General features: G+C 71.4%; 25 protein-coding genes. 8 read left to right on the top strand and 17 right to left on the bottom strand.

From position 1 onward, the window contains the following. Positions 1–133: 133 nt before the first annotated feature. Both fahA and O7617_RS14320 read right to left on the bottom strand, forming a co-directional pair. A complete protein-coding gene (gene fahA / locus O7617_RS14325) occupies positions 134–1330 on the bottom strand; it encodes a fumarylacetoacetase (protein ID WP_282264090.1) in 1197 nt (398 codons plus the stop codon). Next, on the bottom strand, positions 1327–2196 hold the full coding sequence (locus O7617_RS14320; RefSeq protein WP_282264088.1) for a hypothetical protein: 870 nt from the start codon (positions 2194–2196) through the stop codon (positions 1327–1329). Before O7617_RS14320 ends, fahA begins: the two co-directional genes overlap by 4 nt. Positions 2197–2290: 94 nt before the next feature. Between O7617_RS14320 and O7617_RS14315 the strand changes: the two genes are divergently transcribed. Beyond that, entirely contained in the window at positions 2291–3457 is a 1167-nt protein-coding gene (locus O7617_RS14315; RefSeq protein ID WP_282264087.1) for a cupin domain-containing protein, read from the top strand. Between the two features lie 13 nt (positions 3458–3470). On the opposite strand, the gene O7617_RS14310 is transcribed toward O7617_RS14315, so the two are convergent. Genes O7617_RS14310 through O7617_RS14295 form a run of 4 tightly spaced genes read right to left on the bottom strand, consistent with a single transcriptional unit; the run spans position 3471 to position 6245 of the window. Beyond that, positions 3471–4499 carry a tetratricopeptide repeat protein gene (locus O7617_RS14310; RefSeq protein WP_282264086.1) on the bottom strand — a complete coding sequence of 343 codons (1029 nt, stop codon included), beginning with the start codon at positions 4497–4499 and terminating at the stop codon, positions 3471–3473. Between the two features lie 10 nt (positions 4500–4509). After that, positions 4510–4995, bottom strand: coding sequence for a 2-C-methyl-D-erythritol 2,4-cyclodiphosphate synthase (ispF, locus tag O7617_RS14305; RefSeq protein WP_278147824.1), 486 nt, complete (start codon positions 4993–4995; stop codon positions 4510–4512). A gap of 13 nt (positions 4996–5008) precedes the next feature. Next, entirely contained in the window at positions 5009–5704 is a 696-nt protein-coding gene (ispD, locus tag O7617_RS14300) for a 2-C-methyl-D-erythritol 4-phosphate cytidylyltransferase (protein ID WP_282264085.1), read from the bottom strand. Between the two features lie 55 nt (positions 5705–5759). After that, positions 5760–6245, bottom strand: a complete 486-nt coding sequence (locus O7617_RS14295) for a CarD family transcriptional regulator (RefSeq protein ID WP_007073334.1) — start codon at positions 6243–6245, stop codon at positions 5760–5762. 328 nt (positions 6246–6573) lie between these two features. Here O7617_RS14295 and O7617_RS14290 point away from each other — a divergent pair, with 328 nt between their 5' ends. Then, complete coding sequence (locus O7617_RS14290; RefSeq protein WP_282264084.1) at positions 6574–7263, top strand: hypothetical protein; 690 nt, start codon at positions 6574–6576, stop codon at positions 7261–7263. Positions 7264–7446: 183 nt separating this feature from the next. Here O7617_RS14290 and O7617_RS14285 read toward each other — a convergent pair whose 3' ends face one another. The 4 genes from O7617_RS14285 to O7617_RS14270 all read right to left on the bottom strand — a co-directional run bounded on the left by O7617_RS14285 (position 7447) and on the right by O7617_RS14270 (position 11187). After that, complete coding sequence (locus O7617_RS14285) at positions 7447–8043, bottom strand: hypothetical protein (RefSeq protein ID WP_282264083.1); 597 nt, start codon at positions 8041–8043, stop codon at positions 7447–7449. 24 nt (positions 8044–8067) lie between these two features. Continuing rightward, the gene (locus O7617_RS14280; protein ID WP_282264081.1) at positions 8068–9117 is read right to left on the bottom strand and encodes a type III polyketide synthase; all 1050 of its coding nucleotides are present in this window, start codon (positions 9115–9117) and stop codon (positions 8068–8070) included. 97 nt (positions 9118–9214) lie between these two features. Continuing rightward, a complete protein-coding gene (locus O7617_RS14275) occupies positions 9215–10381 on the bottom strand; it encodes an acyl-CoA dehydrogenase family protein (protein WP_282264079.1) in 1167 nt (388 codons plus the stop codon). 41 nt (positions 10382–10422) lie between these two features. Continuing rightward, a complete protein-coding gene (locus O7617_RS14270) occupies positions 10423–11187 on the bottom strand; it encodes a methyltransferase domain-containing protein (protein ID WP_282264077.1) in 765 nt (254 codons plus the stop codon). Here O7617_RS14270 and O7617_RS14265 point away from each other — a divergent pair. The 4 genes from O7617_RS14265 to disA all read left to right on the top strand — a co-directional run bounded on the left by O7617_RS14265 (position 11186) and on the right by disA (position 15849). Next, the gene (locus O7617_RS14265) at positions 11186–12073 is read left to right on the top strand and encodes a UbiA family prenyltransferase (RefSeq protein WP_282264076.1); all 888 of its coding nucleotides are present in this window, start codon (positions 11186–11188) and stop codon (positions 12071–12073) included. The genes O7617_RS14270 and O7617_RS14265 overlap by 2 nt on opposite strands. 139 nt (positions 12074–12212) lie before the next feature. Beyond that, entirely contained in the window at positions 12213–12989 is a 777-nt protein-coding gene (locus tag O7617_RS14260) for a hypothetical protein (RefSeq protein WP_282264075.1), read from the top strand. Positions 12990–13074: 85 nt separating this feature from the next. Next, entirely contained in the window at positions 13075–14532 is a 1458-nt protein-coding gene (radA, locus tag O7617_RS14255; RefSeq protein WP_282264073.1) for a DNA repair protein RadA, read from the top strand. A gap of 132 nt (positions 14533–14664) precedes the next feature. After that, positions 14665–15849, top strand: coding sequence for a DNA integrity scanning diadenylate cyclase DisA (gene disA / locus O7617_RS14250; protein WP_282264072.1), 1185 nt, complete (start codon positions 14665–14667; stop codon positions 15847–15849). Positions 15850–15875: 26 nt separating this feature from the next. Here disA and O7617_RS14245 read toward each other — a convergent pair whose 3' ends face one another. The 3 genes from O7617_RS14245 to O7617_RS14235 form a co-directional block, all read right to left on the bottom strand. Continuing rightward, positions 15876–16595: a hypothetical protein gene (locus O7617_RS14245; RefSeq protein ID WP_282264070.1), complete on the bottom strand. Its 720-nt coding sequence runs from the start codon at positions 16593–16595 to the stop codon at positions 15876–15878. Between the two features lie 117 nt (positions 16596–16712). After that, the gene (locus O7617_RS14240; protein WP_282264068.1) at positions 16713–17285 is read right to left on the bottom strand and encodes a peptide deformylase; all 573 of its coding nucleotides are present in this window, start codon (positions 17283–17285) and stop codon (positions 16713–16715) included. Further along, the gene (locus O7617_RS14235) at positions 17282–17794 is read right to left on the bottom strand and encodes an ACT domain-containing protein (RefSeq protein WP_282264066.1); all 513 of its coding nucleotides are present in this window, start codon (positions 17792–17794) and stop codon (positions 17282–17284) included. Before O7617_RS14235 ends, O7617_RS14240 begins: the two co-directional genes overlap by 4 nt. Positions 17795–17890: 96 nt before the next feature. On the opposite strand from O7617_RS14235, the gene O7617_RS14230 reads away from it, so the two are divergent. Continuing rightward, on the top strand, positions 17891–18802 hold the full coding sequence (locus O7617_RS14230) for an A/G-specific adenine glycosylase (protein WP_282264064.1): 912 nt from the start codon (positions 17891–17893) through the stop codon (positions 18800–18802). A gap of 411 nt (positions 18803–19213) precedes the next feature. Here the strand turns inward: O7617_RS14230 and O7617_RS14225 are convergent, their stop codons facing one another. From O7617_RS14225 to lysS, 3 genes are all read right to left on the bottom strand, one after another. Further along, entirely contained in the window at positions 19214–21757 is a 2544-nt protein-coding gene (locus O7617_RS14225) for an ATP-dependent Clp protease ATP-binding subunit (protein ID WP_282264063.1), read from the bottom strand. A gap of 617 nt (positions 21758–22374) precedes the next feature. Then, on the bottom strand, positions 22375–22719 hold the full coding sequence (locus O7617_RS14220) for an Lsr2 family protein (protein ID WP_348774178.1): 345 nt from the start codon (positions 22717–22719) through the stop codon (positions 22375–22377). A gap of 112 nt (positions 22720–22831) precedes the next feature. Continuing rightward, positions 22832–24340 carry a lysine--tRNA ligase gene (gene lysS / locus O7617_RS14215; RefSeq protein ID WP_282264060.1) on the bottom strand — a complete coding sequence of 503 codons (1509 nt, stop codon included), beginning with the start codon at positions 24338–24340 and terminating at the stop codon, positions 22832–22834. A 90-nt stretch (positions 24341–24430) separates the two neighbouring features. Here lysS and O7617_RS14210 point away from each other — a divergent pair, with 90 nt between their 5' ends. Further along, a complete protein-coding gene (locus O7617_RS14210) occupies positions 24431–25171 on the top strand; it encodes a class I SAM-dependent methyltransferase (RefSeq protein WP_282264059.1) in 741 nt (246 codons plus the stop codon). A gap of 74 nt (positions 25172–25245) precedes the next feature. On the opposite strand, the gene O7617_RS14205 is transcribed toward O7617_RS14210, so the two are convergent. Continuing rightward, positions 25246–26004 carry a type III pantothenate kinase gene (locus O7617_RS14205; RefSeq protein ID WP_282264056.1) on the bottom strand — a complete coding sequence of 253 codons (759 nt, stop codon included), beginning with the start codon at positions 26002–26004 and terminating at the stop codon, positions 25246–25248. Between the last annotated feature and the right edge of the window lie 2 nt (positions 26005–26006).

Raw genomic sequence — 26006 nt, 5'->3', positions numbered from 1 at the left:
GCCGGGCAGTTCCCGGCCCGGATTGCGCGGCGAGGCAACAGGATCCGGACGATCAACGGATCAACCACTGCCGGTTATCGCACGGGCTGTGCGATAACCGGTCCCGTGCACGAGACGGATGGAATGCGCCCGCTCAGACGGCCGGACGAACCGTGCCGGTGACCTCGCCGAGGGCGATGGTCGTGCCGTCCGGGCCGGGGGCGGTGGCGGTGATGGTCACCGTGTCGCCGTCGGCCAGGAAGGTGCGGGTCTCGTCGCCCACCTTGACCGGCTCCGCCCCGCCCCAGGTCAACTCCAGGAACGAGCCGACCTGCGACCGGTCCGGGCCGGAGACGGTGCCGGAGGCGTACAGGTCGCCGGTGCGCAGTGACGCGCCGTTGACGGTGAGGTGCGCCAACTGCTGCGCCGGCGTCCAGTACATGGTGGCGAACGGCGGCTCACTGACCGGCTCGCCGTTCCACTCGACCACCAGTCGCAGGTCCAGGCCCAGGTGCGGCACGTCACGGAGGTAGTCGACGACCGGCGGGTCCTGGTCGGGAGCGGGGACGAAGGCGCCGCCGAGCGCGTCCAGCGGCGTCACCCAGGCCGAGACCGAGGTGGCGAACGACTTGCCGAGGAACGGCCCGAGCGGCTGGTACTCCCAGGCCTGGATGTCCCGGGCCGACCAGTCGTTGACCAGCACCACACCGAACACGTGGTCGGCGAAGTCGTCGACGGCGACCCGCTGACCCAACGGACTGGGTACGCCCACCACGAAGCCCACCTCGGCCTCGATGTCGAGGCGTACCGAGGGGCCCGTCACCGGGCCGTCCGGGGAGGGGCGCTGCCCGGTGGGTCGGATCACCGGCGTGCCGGAGACGACAACCGTGCCGGCCCGCCCGTGGTAGCCGATCGGCAGGTGCTTCCAGTTCGGCAGCAGCGGCGGCTGACCGGGGCGGAAGATCTGGCCGACGTTGGAGGCGTGGTGCTCGGACGAGTAGAAGTCGACGTAGTCGGCCACTTCGATCGGAAGCAGCAGCTCCACGTCCGCGAGAGGCACCAGCAGCGGTTCCACCGCGGCCCGGTGCGCCGGGTCGGTCAGCAGCTCGATGATCCGCTGCCGGGTCGCCATCCACTGGGGACGGCCGAGCGCCATGAAGTCGTTGAGGGTGGGCCGGCACAGCGCACCGGCGGCCAGCACCAGGTCCGCGGCCTCCGCCGCGGCCAGGTCGAACACCCACGACCCGATCCGTACGCCGATCCGGGGCTGCCCCCCGTCGGTCCGGAACACCCCGTACGGCAGGTTCGTCACCCCGTACGGCGAACCCTCGGCGCCGGTCACCCAGGTCATGCGTCGTAGCCCCCGTTCACCAGCCCAAGCCGGATCAGATCGGTCAGTGGTTCCAGGATGCTGCACGAGCCGAACCCGACCCAGAGTGGGCGCGGCGAGTCGAGCCGCCCGCTCGCGCGCTCCAGCAGTGGGCGCGGGTCGACGACGGTCAGCAGCTCGGCGACCGTCTCCATCCGGTCGCCGTCGGCGGCGGCCAGGGCGGCGGCCAGCACGTTGGCGTAGCCGTGGTGGGTGAAGCCGGTCTCCGGGTCGAGATGCCGAATCGCCTGGTGCAGTCCGGCGGTGAGCTTGAACGGCAGGCCCCGGTCTCGACAGGCGCAGATCACGGCGGCCAGCTCGGCCGGTGTGGGGAAGAGTTCGGCGGCCAGGCCACCGGTACGGAACTTGGCGGCGATCGGCACCCCGTCGGCGCGGGCGGCGGCCAGCGCGTCCAGCGCGCCCATCAGCCCGAAGGTCAACGGCAGCTCGGCGTAGACGGCCTCAACACCCGGCATCGCCTCGGCGAGCCGCAGCAGCTCGGTGATGCCGGGCAGCGGGTCCTCGCCGCGCTTGGCGACCGCCACCTCGACCTGTCGGGCCGTGACGCCGTCGGGTGCCAGGAACGACAGCGCGAACGGCAGTCGGGCGATCCCGGTGTCACCGATCAACCCGATCACCAAACCCTCGCCCGGGTCGACGAGGCCGGTCAACTCGCCCGTCGCGACGGTCGAGGCGGGAAGGAGCAGCGGGCCGACCAGGTCCGCGTACCAGGCGGTGCGGTGTCGACGGTGAGCGGCGAGCGCGTCGGGGAGCGTGGCGCTGCCCGGCGGGAAGACGGCGGCGTCGTCCACCAGGCCGTCGAGGAGTGCGGGCACCTGCGTTGACACGGAACAAGAATGTACGGGACGCTACGAGGAACGGACAACAGTGTCCGATTATCGGACACTGTTGATCGGTGAACGGAACGAATCGGGAGGCGAGATGCCGTACTACCGCAGCGTCGGCGACGTGCCGCGCAAGCGCCACACCCAGTTCCGTCAGCCCGACGGGACGCTCTACGCCGAGGAGCTGATGGGCCAGGAGGGCTTCTCCTCCGACTCGTCGCTGCTCTACCACCGGCACGCGCCCACCGCGATCCTGGCCGCCGACGAGTTCGCCCCGCCCACGTTCACCCGGACGCCGAACCTGCCGCTCAAGCCCCGTCACCTGCGCACCCACAAGCTGGACACCGGCGGCTCCGATCCCGTCCTCGGCCGGCAGTACCTGCTCGCCAACGACGACGTCCGCATCGGGTACGTCCTCGCCGACCGGCCCTCACCGCTGTTCCGCGACGCCACCGGCGATCACTGCCTCTACGTCGAGTCGGGCACCCTGCGGGTCGAGTCCCCCTTCGGGGTGCTGGACGCGGTCGCCGGCGACTACGTCATCATCCCCACCTCGACCATCCACCGGCTGGTGCCCACCGGCGACCAGCCCGTCCGCCTGCTCACCGTCGAGGCGTCCGGGCACATCGGCCCGCCCAAGCGCTACCTCTCCGTACGCGGCCAGTTCCTGGAGCACTCGCCCTACTGCGAGCGCGACGTCCGCGGCCCGGACACCCCCCTGCTCGTCGACGGCGAGGAGGTGGAGGTGCTGGTCCGCCACCGACGGGGTTGGACCCGCTACGTCTACGCCCAGCACCCGTTCGACGTGGTGGGCTGGGACGGGCACCTCTACCCGTGGGCGTTCTCCATCCACGACTTCGAGCCGATCACCGGCCGCATCCACCAGCCCCCGCCGGTGCACCAGACCTTCCAGGGCCCCAACTTCGTCATCTGCTCGTTCGTGCCCCGCAAGGTCGACTACCACCCGGACTCGATCCCGGTGCCGTACAACCACCACAACGTCGACTCCGACGAGATGCTCTTCTACACCGGCGGCAACTACGAGGCGCGGCGCGGCTCCGGCATCGAGCAGGGCTCGATCTCCCTGCACCCGTCCGGTTTCACCCACGGCCCCCAGCCGGGTGCGGCCGAGCGTTCCATCGGTGCCGACTACTTCGACGAGCTGGCCGTCATGGTCGACACCTTCCGTCCCCTCGACCTCTGCGATGCCGCAGGCGCCTGCGAGGACGAGGGGTACGCCTGGACGTGGGCGCGTTCGGTCTAGTCGGCCTTGGGGGTTAGCGGATGGCGGTTCTGGTGAAGACGGCCAGCTCGGCCACCGCCGTGACCGCGATGGCCAGCACCAGCGGCCACGGGGAGCCGACCACCGCGTACACCAGCAGCAACAGCGGTGCGGCGGCCACGGCGTAGACCGCCAGGGCCATCGCCCGGTCCGAGTGCAGCATGGCCGGTAGGACGGTCCGGGTGAGCCCCGGCAGCCGGGCCGCGAGCTGCCAGACGACGATCCCACCGGTGAGCGCGGCGAGCACCGCCAGGACCCGGGAGAACCCGCCGTTCGCCGCAGCCGCGACCGCGACCAGCACCGCCGCCACCAGCGACCAACCCGCGCCGTAGAGCACCAGGCGGTGCAGTCCGTACGCGAGGGTCCGCGGCGAGTCGATCCGGCTCGGGCTGATCGTGACCGCCTCGGCGACGTGCTCCAACGCCTCCGACCAGCGACGCTGCTCCAGTCGCATCACGCCGACGTCGTGCCCGGCCTCGGCGACGCGGGGATCGAGCCGCAGCGCCTCCCGGTAGGCCCGCTCCGCCAGGTCGAACAGGTCCAGCCGGGCGGCGACCAGGCTGAGCACCAGATGCGCCTGCGGCTCGTCCGGGGCCAACTCGACCCCACGCCAGGCCGCGTTGAGCGCCGGCTGCCCGTTGCGAGCGTCGGCCAGGATCGCCGCGGCGCTGCGCTGGGCGTACGCGTCGGCCGGGCCCAGGGCGAGGATCCGGTCGGCGGTGGCCGCCGACTCGGAGTAACGCTCCAGGTCGGCCAGCGCCATCGCCCGGACGACGAGTGGTGGCAGTGCCTCCGGTGCGGCCGCCACGGCCCTGTCGGCGGCGGTGAGCGCCTCGGCCGGGCGGCGGGCGGCCAGCTGCACCCGGGCCAGCATGGTGAGGGCATCCACGTCGTCCGGCTGGAGCGCCAGCCCGTAGGTCAGTTCACCGGCCGCCTCGTCGTGGCGGCCGAGTTCGGCGAGGAGTTGGGCGCGCTGGACGTAGCCGTCGGCGGCGGACCGGTCGGGGGCGGGGTCGGTGGACATCGCGGCGAGCTTAGGCGGCCGGCGCGTCGTACACCAGAGCCACCGCGATGCCCGCCAGCCCTTCCTCGCGCCCGGGAAAGCCGAGCCCGTCGGTGGTCGCGCCGGACAGGGTGACCGGGGCGCCGACGGCGGAGGAGAGCACCTCCTGCGCCTCCGCACGGCGACGACCGATCTTGGGGCGGTTGCCGACGACCTGCACGGACACGTTGCCGATCTCCAGGCCGGCGGCCCGCACCCGGCGGGCCGTCTCGGTCAGCAGTGCCACACCGGACGCGCCCGCCCACTCCGGCTCACCCACCCCGAAGACCGCACCGAGATCGCCGAGACCGGCGGCGGAGAGCAGCGCGTTGCAGGCCGCGTGCGCGACGACGTCGGCGTCCGAGTGCCCGGCGAGACCGTCCTGGTCAGGCCAGAGCAGCCCGGCCACCCAACAGGGTCGACCCGGCTCGAACGCGTGCACGTCGGTGCCGATGGCCACCCGGGGAACGATCATGATCAGAGCGTACGCGTCAACCGCCGGAGGCGAGCAGATGCTCCGCCAGAGCCAGGTCGAAGGGTCGGGTGATCTTCAGCGCGTACTCCGAGCCCGGCACGCAGCTCACCGCGACACCCTGCTTCTCGACCAGCCCGGCGTCGTCGGTGAGGGGGTCACCGGCTGCGGCGTGCGCGGCACTGAGCACGGCACGGCGGAAACCCTGCGGCGTCTGCACCGCGCGCAGGGCGGACCGGTCGACGGTGCCGAGCACCACCTCGTCGGCACCGACCTCCTTGATCGTGTCCACCACCGGCAGAACCGGGATCACCGCGTCACACCCGTCACGGACCGCCGCCGCGACCGATTCGACCAGCTCGGGTGGGGTGAGCGCACGAGCGGCGTCGTGCACCAGGATGATCGTCGGGCCGTCAGGCACCGCGGCCAGCGCGGCGGCGACCGACGCCTGCCGCTCCGCGCCGCCCGGGACGACGATCACCGGCGCGACCGGGGTCAGCAACTCGCGGACGGCCGTCACCTCGGCGACCGGGGCGGCCACCACGATCGTGTGCACCGAGGGAGCGGCGACCAGCCGACGCACCGCGTGCACCAGCAGCGGCTCGCCGGCGAGCAGGCGCAGCGCCTTGGGTCGGCCCGGCCCCAGGCGCACACCGGCACCCGCCGCAGGCACGAGGACCGCGACGTCACCGCGCGGATTGAGCTGCGCGGTCACGTCGCGGTCCTCGGTGGTTTCTTCACTACGAAGTGGTACGACGATGCTGTGCGGACTAGGCCTCGGTGAGGACCTTGTCGAGCAGCGTCTCCGCCTCGTCCTTGGTGCTCTTCTCAGCCAGCGCGACCTCGCCGACGAGAATGTCACGGGCCTTGGCGAGCATCCGCTTCTCGCCCGCGGACAGGCCCCGCTCCCGCTCCCGGCGCCACAGGTCACGAACGACCTCGGCGACCTTCAGCGGGTTTCCGGAGGCCAGCTTCTCCAGGTTTGCCTTGTAACGCCGCGACCAGTTGGTCGGCTCCTCGGTGTGCGGAGCCCGCAGAACGTCGAAGACCTTACCGAGGCCTTCTTCGCCGACCACCTCTCGAACGCCCACGATCTCGGCGTTCTCGGCCGGCACCCGGACCGTCAGGTCACCCTGCGCGACCCTCAGGACGAGGTATTGCTTAGGCTCGCCCTTGATGACCCGAGTCTCGATTGCCTCGATGAGTGCGGCCCCGTGGTGGGGGTAGACAACGGTCTCGCCGACACTGAAAACCATAGGTTCGAAACCCCTTTCGCTGTGTCTAGGGTAACACGGTCAGGCACCGATGTCTCACCGATGTCCTGACCGTTGGCGCAGCTCAGGGGCCCTGTGAGAGGTCTTTCTTCAGCTTGACAGGCGGTCAAACCAATGGTCCGAACACGCTCCGTAACGTGCGGATGACTGCCCGGCACGGGTGAACAGAACGTCGAGATCAAGGGCTATGCGCTCCTCCCATGGTAGCCCGGTTGACCGGACTGCGCCCAGGTGTAGCGGGAGCGGCCCCCGGTGCGCGACCCTGGACACCGAGCCGTACGCCGCTCTCGAGACCCTTTCAGGAGGTCCGATGGGCAAGCCGGATGCCGAGGGCCACGGGCCGGCCGACGGGCTGCCCGGCCTGCCACCCGAGTGGGGCCGGGTCGTGGTCCCCGACGACGCCTCCGCCCTCGCCGCCGAGGCCGCCCAGGTCCGCCGGGAACTCGGCAGGACCACCGGCCCACCCGGCGGCGACCGGGCGCTGCGCCTGCCGCTCCTGGTCCTGGCGGTGGCGGTCCTCACCACGCTTGCCGGCCTGCTCGTGGTCACCTGGCCGCGAGCCGGTCGCACCGACCGTCCGACCCCGGCGCCCCACTCGCCGCCCGCGACCCTGACCGGGCGGGCGCTGCCCGCACTCGACCTGGTCGACACGGGTCAGGCACCCGTGCCGCTACGCGGCCTGCTCCCCGCCATGATCATCCTGCTGGACGGCTGCCAGTGCCCCGATCGCGTCGGCGACGCCCTGGCCGCCGCACCCGCCGGGGTCTCCGTGGTGACCGTCACCGGCGGGAGGACGGTCCCCAGCCCACCGCCCGACCAGCGGCAGGTCCGAGCGCTGGCCGACCCCGCCGGAGGGCTGCGCTCGTTCCTCGGTCAACCGGCCCGTCCCGGCGTCGTGACAGCCCTGCTGGTCGACCGCAGCGGCACGGTGACCAGGGTGCTGCCCGACCTGGGGCCGGCCGAGACGTACCGGCAGGACCTGACCGCCCTCACGGCCTGACCTGCCCGAGTCAGATCGACTCGTATCGGCGAGGTGGCGGTTTCCCGGCACGTGGTTGCAACCATGCCGGCGCCGCTAATTTGATCTTGCGCCCTGGCGGTCGCTGGAACCGCTGGCCGGTCAGGCCGGCGGGGCCAGTGCGGGATCCGTGGGTACGCGACGGTCGAGACGCGGGGCTCAGGCTCACGGCCCCGCGAAGAGTTGCGCCTCAGCGTCGATCGGCCTGTCGCCCACGGCCGACAGGGTCACCCGGATCGGCCCGCCAGTGGGCGCCACCTGAGCGAGCGTGGTCGCGCCGTCGCAATCGATGCGTGACGGCCCCTCGATCACGGCCCCGGTGCTCGTCACCACCATCGTGCCCGGTCGGGTGCACCGATATTGGAGCAGGTAGGGCCTTCCGTCATTGGTCGACTGCCTGGTCACGTCCCGACCAGGGGTGATCTCCCCCTGGTGCCGCCAGATCGTCTCTTCGAAGACGGGCAGATCACCCGGAGCGTCGCCGGTGGGACCCGTCGGGCGGCGTTCGAGCTCGACGACCTCGCCCGTCTCTGCGTCCACCCGAAAGGTCACCGACGCATCGGGACCCGACGACGCCAGGAGACGTTCCAACGCGGTGCTGACGGTCGGCTCGACGCTCGGCGGGGCCGCTGGTGGACGCGCCGAACTGGCCGCCGGGGTGGGAGCGGCGGCCCGCCACCACCAGCCGGCGACCGCCAGGACGGCCACCGCAGCGCCGAACAACACCGCCGATCGCAACCGATCGTCCGCCGTTGGATCCATGCGGTGAGCGTACCGACCGGACGATCAGTCCTGTCGATCGAGCAGAGCGGCGTACAGGGTGAGGCCGGGGCCGAACGCCAGCATGACCACGCGCCGAGCGACAGGCGTCGTACGGCTCAGCCGGTCCAGGATCAGCAGCACCGTCGGAGACGAGCAGTTGCCGTGCTCGTCCAGCGTCGCCCGGGACGCCGCCAGCCCTTCCGGGGGCAACGCCAGCTCGCGCTCGACCACGTTGAGAATCCGCGGCCCGCCCGGGTGCACCGCCCAACCGTCCACCTCGGAGATGGAGACGCCGTGCCGCGCCAGCAGGTCGTCGACCAACTTGCGGACATGCCTCGACAACACCTGCGGCACCTTGGGCGACAACCCCATCCGGAAACCCGCGTCGGTGACATCCCAGGTCATGTGATCAGCCGTCGAGGTATCGGTGACGGACGTCACCTCACGCAGCGCGTACCCCGGGCCGCTCGGAACGACCACGGCGGCGACCGCGGCGTCCGAGAAGAGCGCGTGGGAGACGATCTGCTGGGTGTCCACCCTGGCGCTCGACGGTTGGATGTGCAGACTGGTCAGCTCCGCGCAGAGCAGCAGCGCCGGCCGCCCTCGCGCGGTGACGAAGTCACTCGCCGCGCCCAGCCCCGGCAGCGCCGCGTAGCAGCCCATGTGGCCGACGAACATCCGCTGGGTGTCGGCGGCCATGCCGAGGTCCCGGGCGAGCAGGATGTCCAGACCGGGGGTGGCGTACCCCGTGCAGGAACAGACGATGAACAGCCCGATGTCGCCGGCACCCAGCCCGGCCGCGGTCAACGCACGACCCACCGCCTCCTTGCCGAGCGGAAGAGCCTCCACCTGGTAGCGACGCATCCGGCGCTCGGTCGGCCAGTCCGACACGTCCTCCAACAAGGGGTTGACCGCGGCCTGCCGCCGGGTCACCCCCGAGTTCGCGAAGATGCGCTGGGCCAACGACCGGGTGGTGCCGGAGAAATGCCGGGAGAAGAAGCCCTCCCACAACTCGTCTTGGCGAGCGGACGGCGGCTGCGCAGCCCCGAGCCCCGCGATCACTGGTACGGACACGATCCCCACCTCTCGTCAGATGCCGTCCTCCCCCTGGTCGTCCCACCGGCCATCGCGGCCGGCCTTTCCTCCTCCGCACGGGTCGCAGCCGGCCGGCTCACCAACGTGGTGCCGATCCGTCGCGATCCGGGTCGCCGCCCAGCGCGGCGATGCCCAACCAGTCGGCGCACACGTCCGACGTGGCCGGGTGCAGTGAGCCACAACGGGCATCCCGGTAGAGCCGCTCCAACGGATGACCACGGCGGGTCGCCGAGGTGCCCGCCGCCTCCAACACCGACGCCGCCACCTCGGCGGCAGTGGTGCCCGCCAGCAGCTTCGCGCGCCACACCCAGCGGTTGGTCTCCTCGTCGCCCGGTGCCTCGTCCACCCGGCGGGCGGCCTCGGCGACCACCAACTGCGCGGCGGCCGTCGCCGCGTCCGCCCGGCCCAGGCGGGCCCGCACCGCCGGCAGACCGCCCAGGTTGCGGGCGTTCAGATGCTCGGCCGCCGCGTCGATCGCCGCCCGGGCCACTCCCACGTAGACGGCCGCGTAACTGGCCACCAACCAGTGCGGCATCAGTTGGGCGACCACCAACGCCAGCCCCTCCACACCGCCGAGCAGCCGGTCGGTCGGCACCGTGACGTCCAGGTGCAGGTCGTGCGACGAGGTCGCCCGCATGCCCAGTGAATCCCAGGTCGGCTCCACGGTCAGCCCGTCACCGGCCGGCACCAGGAACTGCGACACCACCGACTGGTCAGCCGCACTGCGGGCCGCCACCAGGTAACCGTCGGCATGCCCGGCGCCCGAACAGAAGGTCTTGCTGCCCTTGAGGTGCCAACCTCCGTCGGTCGCCTCGTAGACCGTGCTGAGCTGGGACAGCCGAGCCCCCGCGCCGCGCTCGCTCATCGCGACCGCGTACCAGGCACCCTCCGCCGCGGCGGTCAGCAGGCGGTCCCGGGCGGCCAGCGCCTCGTCCGGCACACCGAGCGCCTCGGCCAACTCCTCGGTGACCGCGCCCAGGGCACCGGTCACCGAGGCGTGCATGTTGAACACCAGGGCGGTCGCACCGTTGCCCCGGGCAAGCTCGGTGGCCACCGCGGCGTACTCGGCGAAGCTCGCCCCCAGACCTCCCAGGGCCTGGGGAACCATCAACCCGAACAGGCCGGCCTCCCGCAGATCACGGAAGTCCTCGGCGGGGAAGGAACCGTCCCGGTCGTGCTCCGCCGCTCGCGCGGCGAACCGCGGCGCCAACCGGCGGGCTGCCTCAAGCGCCTGAACCGTCATATCGTCTCCTCCTCGGCGTCCCATACCCCGCCACGGCCCGACTATCCTTTGCGGACCCCCCGGCCCTGGTAGAGAACGGCGGTGGACCGGGTCGGCACGATCCGGGGCGCACGGCCGGCAGGTCCCGCGCCGGACACGCGGGCGCGGCGCACCAACCAGGCGAGCAGGCCACCGACCTGCGGACGGACGCCCCACACCCGCAGGTCGACGCCGTGCCGGGCACACTCGGCCACCAGAGCCTGAGCGTCCACGAACAACCGAGGGTCGTGGATGCCACGCGGCACCGTCGGCAGCCGCTCGGCGATCCGCACCGCGACGAGCCGGGCCACCGCCGTGTCGTTCAGGGTGTCCAACACCAGCAGGCCACCCGGGCGGAGCAGCCGGCACGCCTCGGCCACCACCCGGGGCCAGGCCGGCACGTGCTCCAGCAGCTCACCCGCCGAGACCACGTCGGCGCAACCGCTGGGCAACGGGACCGCGGTGGCGTCGCCCTGGACCACGCCTACCCCGTGCTCGGCTGCCTGGACCAGCGCCGATCGGGTCAGGTCGACTCCGATGTGGTGGTAGCCCTTACCGGCCAGGTGCGGCGCGAGCAGACCGGCGCCGCAGCCCAGATCGACGAGCACCGCGCCCGGGCGGTCGGCCGGTGGCACCAGCGCCGCGCGGGCCTCGGCCAGCCAGTGCAGCATCGCGAACGCGCCGTCGGGCCGCCACCACTCACCGGCCAGGTCGTCGTACTGGCGCGGATCGTTACGCGGCAGCACCCTGGGGCCGGTGGACGCCGCAGCCGCAGCCACGTCTCGCATGGAACCGAGCGTGGCACGACTGCTCGGTAACGACCAGACTTCCCTTATGTCGTCCAGGGTGTTAGGGCTGGTCAGAGCGAGCCATCCGGAACCGGCCGCAGCGGTCACCGCCGTTTCCGGTCTGCTGGCGTGGGGGGTGGGTCACCGGCCCGCCGGAATCGTCTCCGTCGTCCTCGCCGTGCTGGCCAGCCAGCTCGCCGTCGGCTGGACCAACGACGCCCTGGACGCCGAGCGAGACGCCACTGTGGGGCGTACCGACAAACCGGTGGCCTCCGGCGCGGTCGGTCGGCGCACCACGGCCTGGGCCGCGGCGGTGGCCGCGGTGGCCTGCCCGTTGCTCGCCCTGACCACGAACCCGACGGCGGCGTTCTGGCTCACCGTCGCCCTGGTCTCCGCGCTGCTCTACGACTGGCCGCTGAAGGCCACCGTGTTCTCGGTGCTGCCGTACGCCGTCTCCTTCGGCGCGCTGCCCGCCTTCGTGGTGCTGGCGCTGCCCGGTCAGCCGACCCCGCCCGCCTGGCTGGTGGTCGCGGCGGCGTGCCTCGGTGCCGGCGCGCACTTCGCCAACGTGCTGCCCGACCTGGCCGACGACGCGCGGACCGGGGTGCGCGGCCTACCCCACCGGTTGGGCGCCACCGGCAGCCGGGCCGCGGCGGCCGGTCTGCTCCTCGCCGCGACCGCGGTGCTGGTCCTCGGACCACCCGGGCCGCCGTCGGCGGTCGGCCTGGCGGCGGTCGGCACGGCCGCGGTGGTGCCACCGCTGAGCTGGTACGCCGGCCGCTCGGCGGTCCGGGCCGGCCGGCGGCCGGTGTCGGCCTTCCGGGCGGTGCTGCTGGTGGCCCTGATCGACGTGGTGCTGCTGGTGGCGAGCGGTCGGGTGGTGTGAGGCGCACCCGGGCAGGTGGCAATGCCGGGTCCGCGTGCGGGCCTCGATCAGCTCCAACTACCCTGGAGCGCGGTCTGCGCGGGTATGGCCACCGTGCCCGGCGTGCGGCCGGGTGGGGATTGTGACGAGGAGGACCGACGTGACGCGCTCGATCAGGGGATCCCGGCGGGCGGCCCTGTTGCTGTCCGGGATTGCGGCGGCCAGCCTGCTGGCGTCCGGATGCGGCACCGGTCAGATCGCCGAGACCGCGTTGAAGGAGCCGTCGGTCCAGGGCGTCAACCTCACCACCGACAACGGTTCCTTCTCGGTACGCGGCCTGCTGGTCGACTACCCGGGCGCCGAGGGCTACCGGGCCGGCCAGGACGCGACGCTCGGTGCCGTGATCTACAACGACTCGAAGGAGACGGTGACTGTCACCGTCACCACCGAGAGCGCCCGCGAGGTCGTGATCAGCGGTGGCTCGGCGAGCCCGTCGCCGTCGGCAGAGTCCACCTCGACGAGCCCGTCCCCGTCCGGATCGGTCAGCCCGTCGACCCCGACGTCCCGCTCGGCCAGCCCGTCGGTGACGCCCTCCGAGACCGGTTCGTCCTCGGCCACCCCGTCCGCCCCGGAGTCGGCGCGGGCGTCGGGTTCGGCCAGCCCGGCCGCGCCGGGCCAGCCGGCCCGGATCGAGTTGGCGCCGCTGAGCTACATCCAGTTCAACTCCGAGGCCACCTCGCAGCTCCGACTGATCGGCCTGACCGAGGCGCTGCGCTCCGGGCAGAACGTCGTCGTGACCTTCGACTTCGGCAACGGCAACACCGTCACCGGCCAGGCGCCGATCGCGGTGCCGCTCACCCCGGCCGCGCCTCCCTCGCCGATCATCGAGCGCGAGGGCGGTTACGAGGGCGACGAGGGTGGCACGACCCACGAGTGACCCGACCGTCACATCGACGAACACCCCGGCGTGGTGACCACCACGCCGGGGTGTTTTCGTCGTACGCGAGGGCTAGCGTCCTGACGTGACCACCTCCCGATCAACCCCTGCCCGTGGCGGCGCGGCCGGTGCCGCCCGTGGTCGGTCCAGCGCCCGCGAGCCGCGTCCGGCCTACGAGTGCGACGCCTGCGGGCACCAGCCGCCCAAGTGGGTGGGGCGCTGCCCGGAGTGCGGCGAGTGGGGTTCGGTGGTCGAGAGCACCATCACCGGCCCGACCGTCTCCGGCCGGGTGGTCAGCTCCCGGATGCCGTCCGAGCCGGCCCGCCCGATCGCCACCATCAGCGCCGCTCCGGCCCGCGCCCGCCCCACCGGCGTCAGCGAGCTGGACCGGGTGCTCGGCGGCGGCCTGGTCCCCGGCGCGGTGGTGCTGCTCGCCGGGGAGCCCGGCGTGGGCAAGTCGACCCTGCTGCTCGACGTCGCCCAGCAGTGGGCGGTGGGCGCCGGCAGCCCCTCCCTGGTGGTCAGCGGGGAAGAGTCGGTCAGCCAGGTGCGCCTACGCGCCGAGCGGATGGGCACTCTGCACGACCAGCTCTACCTCGCCGCCGAGAGCGACCTGGCCTCGGTGCTCGGTCACCTCGACGCGGTCAAGCCGGGCCTGCTCGTGCTCGACTCGGTGCAGACCATCTCGACCACCGGCACCGAGGGGGTGCCCGGCGGGGTGACCCAGGTTCGTGCGGTCACCGCCGCGCTGGTCTCGGTCGCCAAGGAGCGCGGCATCGCCACCGTGCTGGTCGGGCACGTCACCAAGGACGGCCAGGTGGCCGGGCCTCGGGTGCTCGAGCACCTGGTCGACGTGGTGCTGCACTTCGAGGGCGACAAGCATTCCTCACTGCGCCTGGTGCGCGGCGTGAAGAACCGGTTCGGCGCGGCCGACGAGGTCGGCTGCTTCGAGATGCACGAGGGCGGCATCAGCAGTCTGGCCGACCCGTCCGGGCTCTTCCTGACGCGCTACGCGGAGCCGGTCCCGGGCACCTGCGTGACAGTGGCCATGGAGGGGCGACGGGCCCTGGTCACCGAGGTGCAGGCCCTGATCGGCGCGACGGTGGCCGGGTCACCCCGACGCACCGTCTCCGGACTCGACTCGGCGCGGCTGGCGATGGTGCTCGCGGTGCTGCAACGGCGCACCGAACGGCTGACGCTGCACGACCGGGAGGTCTTCGCCGCCACGGTCGGCGGCATCCGGGTGGTGGAGCCGGCCGCCGACCTGGCGGTCGCGTTGGCGGTCGCCTCCGGCGGGCTCAACCTGGCCATCGCGCCGCATCTGGTGGCGATCGGCGAGGTGGGGTTGACGGGTGAGGTGCGTCGGGTCGGGGCGGTGCCGCGTCGGCTGGCCGAGGCGGCCCGGCTGGGGTTCAAGGTGGCCCTGGTGCCGCCCGGTTGCGGCCCGGCCAGCACCGGCGCCGGGCCCGAGCAGATGCGGGTGACCGAGGTCACCGATGTGCGTTCGGCGTTGCAACATGCGGCTCGCGCGTCCGCGGAGTGACCCACCGTGCCGACGAGGGTGGCGATACCGGACAGCACGTCGCAAGAGGGAAACCGGTTCGAAGGGCCGCATCGTGACACATCACAGTAACCACGACAGCACCCACCGCACGGCAGTCCGTAGACTGTGCCCGTGCCGATCGACCGCGATACCACCAAGCCAGCCGGCGCGCCGCCCCAGGCCCGCACCGGCGCCGTGGGCTCGCCTGCCCGCCCGATCAGCGTGAGCGTGGCCGCAGGCTCCGCCGGGGGCGCCGGGGACCCGTTGCGGGCCAACCTCGCCCTGATGGCCCCGGGCACCGCGTTGCGCGACGGTCTGGAGCGCATCCTGCGGGGTCGCACCGGTGCCCTGATCGTGCTCGGCTACGACAAGGTCGTCGAGGGTCTGTGCACCGGCGGTTTCCCGCTGGACGTGGAGTTCTCCGCGACCCGGGTGCGCGAGCTGTGCAAGATGGACGGCGCCGTCGTGCTCTCCAGCGACGGCACCCGGATCGTCCGGGCGGCGGTGCACCTGATGCCCGACCCGTCCATCCCGACCGAGGAGTCCGGCACCCGGCACCGCACCGCCGAGCGGGTGGCCCGGCAGACCGGCTACCCGGTCATCTCGGTCAGCCAGTCCATGCGGATCATCAGCCTCTACGTCAGCGGCCAGCGGCACGTGCTGGACGACTCGGCGGCCATCCTCTCCCGGGCCAACCAGGCGCTCGCCACCCTGGAGCGCTACAAGCTCCGGCTGGACGAGGTCTCCGGCACGCTCTCCGCACTGGAGATCGAGGATCTGGTGACCGTCCGGGACGCGGTCGCCGTGGTCCAGCGCCTGGAGATGGTTCGCCGGATCGCCGACGAGATCGCCGGTTACGTGGTGGAGCTGGGCACCGACGGCCGTCTGCTCGCCCTCCAACTCGACGAGCTGATGGCCGGCGTGGACGCCGACCGGACGCTCGTCATCCGGGACTACCTCCCGGTCGGCCGCAAGTCGCGCACCCTGGACGAGGCGCTGGTCGAGCTGGATCTGCTCGGCGCGACCGAGTTGATCGACCTGGTGTCGGTGGCCAAGGCGATCGGCTACCCGGCCGCGTCCGACGCGCTGGACGCCGCGGTCAGCCCACGCGGCTTCCGGCTGCTGGCCAAGGTGCCCCGCCTACCGGTGGCGGTCGTCGACCGCCTGGTGGTGCACTTCGGCAGCCTCCAACGGCTGCTGGGCGCGACAGTCGAGGATCTGCAGGCTGTCGAGGGGGTCGGCGACGCCCGGGCCCGGGGCGTCCGCGAAGGGCTGTCCCGGCTCGCCGAGGCATCCATCCTCGAACGCTACGTCTGAGCCGGCGACCTCACGCCTGACCCGGCTCAGCCGGTGACGGTGAGCTTCGTGGGCGAGCTGAGCTTCGTGCCGACCCGGGCGAACACCTGGTACGACCCGGCGGGCGGGAACGGCCCGGCCGCCAGCCCGCTGCCGTCGCACCGGCTGGTGTCCCGCCCGTTCCAGGCCACCTGGTAGGAGCGCTCGAAATTCGGTGTGAAGGACTGCACGTCCGAGCCCTGGACCTTGCCGCAGGTGTCGGACGACCAGATCTTCTCCGCACCGGACTTGATGAAGATCTCCTGTGCCTCGGCACCGACATTCCGGCTGCACGTCCGGTCCGAGGTGTTCTTGACCTTGAGTTGCAGGTCGACCACGGCCCCCCGCTGGACGGAGGTCGGGCTCGCCACCGAGACGACGCTGATCTCGTCGTTGGTGCAGGTGCCGTCATCTTCCGCGCCGGCCGCCGCGCCCAGCGGAGGGTCGTTGCTGGTCATCGCCGGGCTCGGAGTCGTCGCACCCGAGTCGGCGGATGCGGACGGCGAGGGCGCCCCGGTCTGCGGTGTCAGCACCGGCCCGCCGGGATCGGACGTCGCAGCGGACGTCCCCGACGGCGAGCCTCCCGCCTTCGGATCCTGACCGCCGGAACGACCCGACTGGGTGCAGGAATAAAGCAGGACAATCAGGAAGAGAAGCCCCGCTCCGAGTACGACGACACGACGCCGCCAGTACACAGCGGGTGGCAGGGGGCCGACCGTCAGACGCATGATGCCCTCACCGTAGTCGCGCTTCGCCCGTCAACACGGTGCGACGCGCCGGAGCCGTTCCCGGGCACGCGTGCCATCCTCCACTGAGGACGGACATGCGGACCGCCCGACGGCCGATCAGAGATAGACCTTCCGCTGGTAGACGGCGTGCGCACCGGCCACCCGATCCAGGAAGAGCAGGCCGGTGCAGTGATCGATCTCGTGCTGCAACGCCCGCGCCTCGAACCCGTCGGTGACCAGGCGGACCGGCTCGCCCGTGCCCGGCAGGTCACCCTCCACCACGAGTCGACTGGCCCGCTTCACGTCACCGGTCAGGTCGGGCACCGACATGCACCCCTCCCGGCCCGGCTTCCACCGCGTCGCCTCGACCACACGGGCGTTGCACAACACGAACGTGCCGTGCACCGTCACCGCCTTCGGGTGCCCCGTCACGTCGACGGCGAACACGTGCGCGCCCACCCCGACCTGTGGCGCGGCCAGCCCCACGCAGCCCGGCGACACCCGCATCGTCGCCACCAGGTCGGCCGCGAGCTGGACCGTCTCCTTCGCGGTCGGATCGACCGCCTCGGACGCCCGGCTCAACACCGGGTGCGGGGCCGACACCACCGGCCGCACCTCACCCGACACGCCCAGCGACTCCGGTGTCCACCCGCCCAGACCGGCAACCGGCCCGCTCTCCTCGGCCGTCACAACAGATCCGGGTCCGCCGGTCGAAGCGTGACCTCCACGCCCAACTCACCAGCAGTCCGGTGCAACCGGTCGACCAGTGTGTCGGCCACACCGGCCGGCAACTCCACCTCGGCCAGCACCACGTAGAGCGAACCCGCCAACCGCGTACTCAGGTCGGTGACGTTCCCCCCGGCGTCGACGAGCACCCGGGTCATCGCCGCGACGATGCCCATCCGGTCCGATCCGTGCACCGCCATCACGTACGGCTCACCCGCCGGAGGCACGTCACCGTCCGGCGTCACCGCGCGTACCGTCGCCAGCAGTTGCCCCTCGGCGGCCAACGGGGCCAACGCCACCTCGACCTCGGCGGCGGCCGGCCCGGTGCAGATCAGGGTCATCGCGAAATGCCCCCGCAGCCGCGTCATCGTGCTGTCGGTCAGGTTCGCACCGAGTCCGGCCAGCACCTCGGCGACGTCGGCCACGATGCCCGGCCGGTCCCGACCGATGACGGTGATCGCGAGCTCGTTCATCCGCGCATTCTCCCCGATCCGGCGAGACCTGCCGTGACACCCCGCCCGAGCCGCCCATCCAGCGGGATCGCCGAGCGTGACATCATCGACGACGCCATGACTCAACCCGATTTCGCCGCACTGGTCAGCCGATGGTTCCAGCAGCACGCCCGTAAGCTGCCGTGGCGTGAACCCGGGGTCACTCCGTGGGCCATCCTGGTCAGCGAGGTCATGCTCCAGCAGACGCCCGTCGTCCGCGTCGTACCGGCCTGGCAGGCGTGGTTGGAGCGCTGGCCGGACCCGGCGGCGCTGGCGGCCGACACCCCCGCCGAGGCGATCCGGATGTGGGGACGCCTCGGCTACCCCCGCCGGGCGGTCCGGCTGCGGGAATGCGCAGTCGCCATCGTGGACCGCCACGGCGGCCAGGTGCCGGACCGGTTGGAGCAGCTGCTGGCACTGCCCGGCGTCGGCACCTACACCGCCCGTGCGGTGGCCGCCTTCGCGTACGGGCAGCGGCACCCGGTGGTCGACACCAACGTGCGCCGGGTGGTCTGCCGAGCGGTGGCCGGCGAGCCGGACGCCGGACCGGTCACCCGGCCCGCCGACCTGGTCGCCACCGAAGAACTCCTCCCCGCGCAACCAACCGCGGCGGCCCTCGCCAGCGCCGCGTTCATGGAGCTGGGCGCGGTGATCTGCACGGCCCGGTCACCGCGCTGCACGGCCTGCCCGGTCGAGTCGATCTGCGCGTGGCGGGCCTCCGGCCAGGAAGCACCGGCCGGGCCGACCCGCCGACCCCAGCGGTACGCGGGCACCGACCGACAGGTACGCGGCCTGCTGCTCGGGGTGCTCCGGGAGTCCACCGAGCCGGTCCCGCACCAACGGTTGGACCAGGTGTGGACCGACGACGTTCAACGCGCCCGCGCCCTGGCCGGCCTGGTCCAGGACGGACTCGTCGAAGCAGCCGGCGCCGACAGCTTCCGCCTGGTCGGTGACGGCCCGTCCCACCCCACCGCTGACCTGACCACCTGAACGACCCACACCGCCCGGCGGTAGCCCGCCCGGTGATGGCCCGTTCGGCGTTAGCCGGCCCGGTGATGGCCCGTTCGGCGTTGGACCGCGCCCCGCGTGAAGCCACCACATCCCACACCCCCGCGCCGACCCGCCCTGCCCGCCGCGCGCCCTACCCTCGACGCCCTGAGCGTCACTCCGCCCACAACATCAGGGAAAGTGCTGCCTCCGGACGCCGCGAGCCAGCAGTTTCCCTGATGTTGCGCGGATCTTGTGATCCTCGGAGGCGGCGCGGTCGGCCCCCACGCGGCGGGCGCGACGCGCGGCAGCATCGGGGACGCGGCAGGATCGGACGCGACGGTGCGTACCGCGGAAAAGGCGGGGCCCCGGTGGCTCATGCCACCGGGGCCCCGCCCCTTGTTGCTGGTCGTGCTACTCGTCGGTGGCCGCTGCCGCGGTGCCGGCGGCGGTGCCGCCGAGGTCGGCCGGAACGGCGTCCGGAACCTCGACCGGCTTCTCCGCGCCCCGGAAGACGAGCTTGGACTTGTCGATATCGTTCGGGTCGCCCTCGCAGTCCACCACGACGATCTGACCCGGGGTCAGCTCGTTGAACAGGATCCGCTCGGAGAGGTTGTCCTCGATGTCGCGCTGGATCGTGCGACGAAGCGGACGGGCACCGAGCACCGGGTCGAAGCCCTTCGCCGCCAGGTACTTCTTGGCGTTGTCGGTCAGCTCCAGACCCATGTCCTTGTTGCGCAGCTGCGTCTCGATCCGCTGGATCATGATGTCCACGATCGAGAGGATCTCGGTCTGACGCAGCTGGTGGAAGACGATGGTGTCGTCGATCCGGTTGAGGAACTCAGGCCGGAAGTGCTGCTTGAGCTCGTCGTTGACCTTCTGCTTCATCCGGTCGTAGTTGGACTCGGAGTCCTCCGACGCCTGGAAGCCGAGCGACACCGCCTTGGCGACGTCACGGGTGCCCAGGTTGGTGGTCAGGATGATGACCGTGTTCTTGAAGTCCACGATCCGACCCTGACCGTCGGTGAGCCGACCGTCTTCGAGGATCTGCAGGAGCGTGTTGAACACGTCCGGGTGGGCCTTCTCGATCTCGTCGAAGAGGACCACCGAGAACGGCCGACGCCGCACCTTCTCGGTCAGCTGCCCGCCCTCGTCGTAGCCGACGTAGCCGGGGGGGGCACCCACGAGCCGGGAGACCGTGTAACGGTCGTGGAACTCGGACATGTCCAGCTGGATGAGGGCGTCCTCGCTGCCGAAGAGGAACTCGGCGAGCGCCTTGGACAGCTCGGTCTTACCGACACCGGAAGGACCGGCGAAGATGAACGAGCCCGACGGGCGCTTCGGGTCCTTCAGGCCGGCCCGGGTACGCCGGATCGCCTTCGAGACCGCCTTGACCGCGTCCTCCTGGCCGATGACGCGCTTGTGCAGCTCGTCCTCCATGCGCAGCAGGCGCGAGGTCTCCTCCTCGGTCAGCTTGTAGACCGGGATGCCGGTCCAGTTGCCGAGCACCTCGGCGATCTGCTCGTCGTCGACCTCGCTGACGACGTCCAGGTCACCGGCCTTCCACTCCTTCTCCCGCTGAGCCTTCTGGCCGAGGAGCTGCTTCTCCTTGTCACGCAGCTGAGCGGCGCGCTCGAAGTCCTGAGCGTCGATCGCGGACTCCTTGTCGCGACGCACCTGGGCGATGCGCTCGTCGAAGTCACGCAGGTCTGGCGGCGCGGTCATCCGACGGATGCGCATCCGGGCACCGGCCTCGTCGATCAGGTCGATCGCCTTGTCCGGCAGGAAGCGGTCGGAGATGTACCGGTCGGCCAGAGTCGCCGCCGCGACGAGAGCCGCGTCGGTGATGCTCACGCGGTGGTGCGCCTCGTAGCGGTCGCGCAGGCCCTTGAGGATCTCGATGGTGTGCGCCAGCGACGGCTCACCCACCTGGATCGGCTGGAAGCGGCGCTCGAGAGCGGCGTCCTTCTCCAGGTGCTTGCGGTATTCATCCAGGGTGGTGGCACCGATGGTCTGCAGCTCACCACGGGCCAGCATCGGCTTGAGGATGCTCGCGGCGTCGATCGCGCCCTCGGCGGCACCCGCACCCACCAGGGTGTGGATCTCGTCGATGAACAGGATGATGTCGCCGCGGGTGCGGATCTCCTTGAGCACCTTCTTGAGGCGCTCCTCGAAGTCACCGCGGTAGCGGGAGCCGGCGACCAGCGCACCCAGGTCGAGCGTGTAGAGCTGCTTGTCCTTCAGAGTCTCGGGCACCTCGCCCTTGATGATCTTCTGGGACAGCCCCTCGACCACGGCGGTCTTACCGACGCCGGGCTCACCGATCAGGACCGGGTTGTTCTTGGTACGGCGGGAGAGCACCTGCATGACCCGCTCGATTTCCTTCTCGCGCCCGATGACCGGGTCGAGCTTGCCCTCGCGGGCGGCCTGGGTCAGGTTGCGGCCGAACTGGTCCAGCACCAGGCTGGTCGACGGCGCGGCCTCACCCGGCGCGGCACCCGCGGCGGCGGGCTCCTTGCCCTGGTAGCCGGAGAGCAGCTGGATCACCTGCTGGCGGACCCGGTTGAGGTCGGCGCCGAGCTTGACCAGCACCTGGGCGGCAACGCCCTCGCCCTCACGGATCAGCCCGAGCAGGATGTGCTCGGTGCCGATGTAGTTGTGGCCGAGCTGCAGCGCCTCGCGCAGCGACAGCTCAAGCACCTTCTTGGCCCGCGGCGTGAACGGGATGTGCCCGCTCGGCGCCTGCTGGCCCTGGCCGATGATCTCCTCGACCTGCTGGCGGACGCCCTCCAGGGAGATGCCGAGGCTCTCCAGGGCCTTTGCCGCGACGCCTTCACCTTCGTGGATCAGGCCCAGCAGGATGTGTTCCGTACCGATGTAGTTGTGGTTGAGCATCCGGGCCTCTTCTTGGGCCAGGACGACAACCCGTCGCGCTCGGTCGGTGAACCGCTCGAACATGCCCTCGTGCTCCTCACGTGCCGTGCGCCTTGATGGTCAAGATCTTGGCGGGGCCGGTGCACGAACGTCCGGGACGGGCGTCCGTGCCTCCTTACTCTATCGTCGCCGACCGACTCAGCTGAGGTCGTGTGTCTCTGCTCTGGGTCGGTTCCACGTCGTTTTGGACAACCGTCCGCGCTCAGGAGGTGTTCCGGTAGCCCCGTCGCTACGCGCAGAGCGAAATCCGACGGGCGCTACAGGTGCCCGATCCGGGCCCCGAAGGCGCTTCCGGGGGCTCGGAGAGGGCGGATCGGGAGTCGCGGCGAGCGCCGCGCCCGGCCTCGGAGAGGTTGTCCACAGGCTGTGGATGGCTGCTCCACTGGTTGTGGACAACGCCGCCGGGCCTCGAATGCTTCCCGCCCGCTCACCGCCTTCCGGCCGTCGCTCGCCGGCGCCAGGAAGAAGCGGCTCCGGACCCGCCAGCGCGAGGAGGAGCGGCCACCCCGCTCCCGGACACGCCCGCGCCGGGGAGGAGCGGCCACCCTGCTCCCGGATACGGCGACGCCGGCCCGGAGAGGTGCTCCGGCCCGGCGTCGGTGTCGCCTGCGGTGGCTGCGCGCCACCGGTTGCTGATCTGGTCAGCGCTTGGCGTGGTACTCGTCGACGATCTCCTGGGGGATACGACCCCGGTCCGAGATGTCCTTGCCGGACTTCTTGGCCCACTCCCGGATCGCCTTGTTCTGCTCCCGGTCGGCGGTCGCGCCACCCCGACCGCGGGCCGCACGCCCACCGATCACGACGCCACCACGACCGACCTTGGTGCCGGCGGCAACGTACGAGGCAAAAGCGTCGCGCAATTTCGCGGCGTTGGCCTTCGACAGGTCGATCTCGTACTGAACGCCGTCGAGGGCGAACTTGACGGTCTCGTCAGCGTCCCCGCCGTCCAGGTCATCGACCAGCTTGTGAATGATCTGCTTGGCCACGTCCCACATTCCTTTCGAGCAGGGTGCTCCTGCTTAACGAGAGCACAATAACCCGTAAGCCGCTTCCCGCGTCAATAGGATGCCGTTACGGCTCGGCGCGAGCCGGGTGGGACTACTCGGGGCGGACCAACGGGAAGAGGATCGTTTCCCGAATTCCAAGCCCGGTCAGGGCCATCAACAGGCGGTCGATTCCCATTCCCATACCGCCGGCCGGCGGCATTCCGTACTCCATCGCCCGAAGAAAGTCCTCGTCGAGACGCATCGCCTCGTCGTCGCCACGGGCCGCGAGCTGCGCCTGGGCCAGCAGCCGCTCGCGCTGCACGACCGGGTCGACCAGCTCGGAATACCCGGTGCCCAGCTCGAAGCCGAGCACGTAGAGGTCCCACTTCTCGGCCAGACCCGGCTCGCTGCGATGCCCTCGGGTGAGCGGGCTGGTCTCCTCCGGGTAGTCCCGCACGAAGGTGGGCGCCTCGAGGCTGGGAACGACGAGTTCCTCGAACAGTTCCTCGGCCAGCTTGCCCGGCCCCCACTTCGGGTCGACGGCCAATCCCACCTTGTCCGCGTACTCCACCAGGCGGGAACGCTCGGTGCGGACCGTGACCTCCTCACCCAGCGCTTCGGAAAGCACACCGAACAGCGTCACGGATCGCCACTCGCCGCCCAGGTCGAACTCTCGCCCGTCGGCGTGGGTCACCACCATCGAACCGCTCACCGCGATCGCCGCCTGTTGCACGAGATTACGGGTCAGCTCGCCGATCGTGTCGTAGTCCCCGTACGCCTGGTACGTCTCCAGCATCGCGAACTCCGGCGAGTGCGAAGAGTCGACACCCTCATTACGGAAGTTGCGGTTGATCTCGAAGACGCGGTCTACGCCACCAACCACGGCGCGCTTGAGAAACAGTTCCGGCGCGATTCGCAGATACAGATCGGTGTTCAACGCATTGCTGTGGGTCACGAACGGTCGGGCCGCCGCACCACCATGCAGCAGTTGCAACATCGGCGTTTCCACCTCGATGAAGCCCTGCCCGTGCAGTGAATCGCGCAGACTGCGTACGGTGGCCGCCCGGGTACGGACCATCTCCCGCGCCTGCGGCCGGACGATCAGGTCGACGTACCGCTGCCGGACGCGGGCCTCCTCGGAGAGCGGCTTGTGTGCCACCGGCAGCGGACGCAGCGCCTTCGCGGTCATCTCCCACTGCTGGGCCAGCACCGACAGCTCACCGCGGCGGCTGGTGATCACCTCACCGGTGACACCGACGTGGTCACCGAGGTCGACCAGGCGCTTCCACGCCTCCAACCGCTCCGGCCCGACCCGGTCCAGGGAGAGCATCGCCTGCAACTCGGTGCCGTCGCCGTCGCGGAGGGTCGCGAAGCACAGCTTGCCGGTGTTACGCACGAAGATCACCCGGCCGGTGACTGCGACCTGGTCACCGGTCGCGGTGTCGGTGGGCAGATCCGCGTAGCGCTCCCGGACCTGCGCCAGGGTGGTCGTCCGGGAGAAACCGACCGGGTACGGCTCGACGCCCTCGGCGAGCATCCGGTCCCGCTTCTCACGGCGGACCTTCATCTGCTCGGGAAGGTCGTCGGCGGGGTCCACTGGCACGGCGTTCTGCTCGCTCACGGCACGCTTCCTCAACGAAGGATTGTCGGCGGGGTCAGGCCCGAGCGTACTCAAGCCCTCTGGAGGTCGTTACCGGATAACCTGCCCGGCATGGCGGATCACACTCAGGCCCTCTCGTTCGGCGCGGCGGCAGCCGAGTACGACCGGTTTCGGCCCCGCTACCCGGAGCCGGCCGTGCGGTGGGCACTGAACGGGTTGCCGGCCTCCGCGCACGTGGTGGACCTGGGCGCGGGCACCGGCATCCTCACCCGCGGCGTGCTGGCCCTGGGCCACGAGGTGACCCCGGTGGAGCCGGACCCCGGCATGCGGGCCCAGCTGGCCGCCGCCACCCCGGGTCGCACGGCGCTGGCGGGCGGCGCGGAGTCGGTGCCCCTGCCCGACCAAGCCGCCGACGCGGTGGTGGTGGGGCAGGCGTACCACTGGTTCGACCGGGAGCCGGCGCACGCCGAGATCGCGCGGGTGTTGCGGCCCGGTGGGACGTTCGCCCCGATCTGGAACATCCGGGACGATCGGGTGAGCTGGGTCGCCGAGCTGGGACGGATCGCGCACCCGGGCGACAACGCCGACGACGTGGTCGGGAAATACGCCGACTTCGGCCTCGCGTTCGAGCCGATCGAGGCGGGCGAGTTCAGCCACCACACCACGCTCACGCCGGACGACATCGTCGCCATGCTGCACACCCGCTCGTACTGGCTCACCGCCCCGGCCGAACGGCGGGCGAGAATCGACCAGGAGATCCGGCACCTCCTGGCCACCCACCCCGACCTGACCGGCCGGGAGACCGTCGAACTGCCGTACCGCACGATCGTCCTGCGGGCCCGGCGGCGCTGACCCGGCCCGGCGGCGCTGACCCGGCCCGGCGGCGCTGACACCCCGCGCGGTCACCGACTCCGGCGGCGGCCGGGTCACAGGTTGCGTTCGTAGACCATGCGTAGGCCGATGAGCGTGATCATCGGCTCGTGGTGGGTGATGCTGCGGCACTCGTTGATCACCAAGGAGGCGAGGCCGCCGGTGGCGATCACCGCCCGCACCTCGCCCAACTCCTCGGTCATCCGCTCGACGATCCGGTCCACCTGGCCCGCGAAGCCGAAGTACAGGCCGGCCTGGAGGCATTCCACGGTGTTCTTGCCGATCACCGATCGGGGCTTGGTGGCCTCGACCTTCCGCAGCTGCGCGGCGCGGGCGGCCAACGCGTCGAACGAGATCTCGATGCCCGGGGCGAACGCGCCGCCGAGGAACTCACCCCGCTCGCTGATCACGTCGAAGTTGGTGGTGGTGCCGAAATCGACGACGATCGACGGCCCCCCGTAGAGGGTGTAGGCGGCCAGGGTGTTCACCACCCGGTCCGAGCCCACCTCCTTCGGATTGTCGATCGCCAACTGCACCCCGGTGCGCACCCCGGGCTCGACCACGACGCTCGGCAGGTCGGCGTAGTAGCGGCTCAGCATCGTGCGCAGCGACCGCAGCGCCGCCGGCACCGTGGAGCAGGCGGCCACCCCGGTGATCTCGACGTTGTCCCCGGCGAGCAGGCCCCGGAACATCAGGCCCAGTTCGTCAGCCGTCGAGCGGGCATCGGTCTTGACCCGCCAGGAGTGCACGAGCTTGTCGCCGTCGAAGGTCGCCAGCACGGTGTTGGTGTTTCCGATGTCGATGCAGAGCAGCACCC

Source organism: Micromonospora sp. WMMD1155, from assembly GCF_029581275.1.
Lineage (GTDB): Bacteria > Actinomycetota > Actinomycetes > Mycobacteriales > Micromonosporaceae > Micromonospora.
This window is presented reverse-complemented; position numbering and strand designations above follow the sequence as displayed.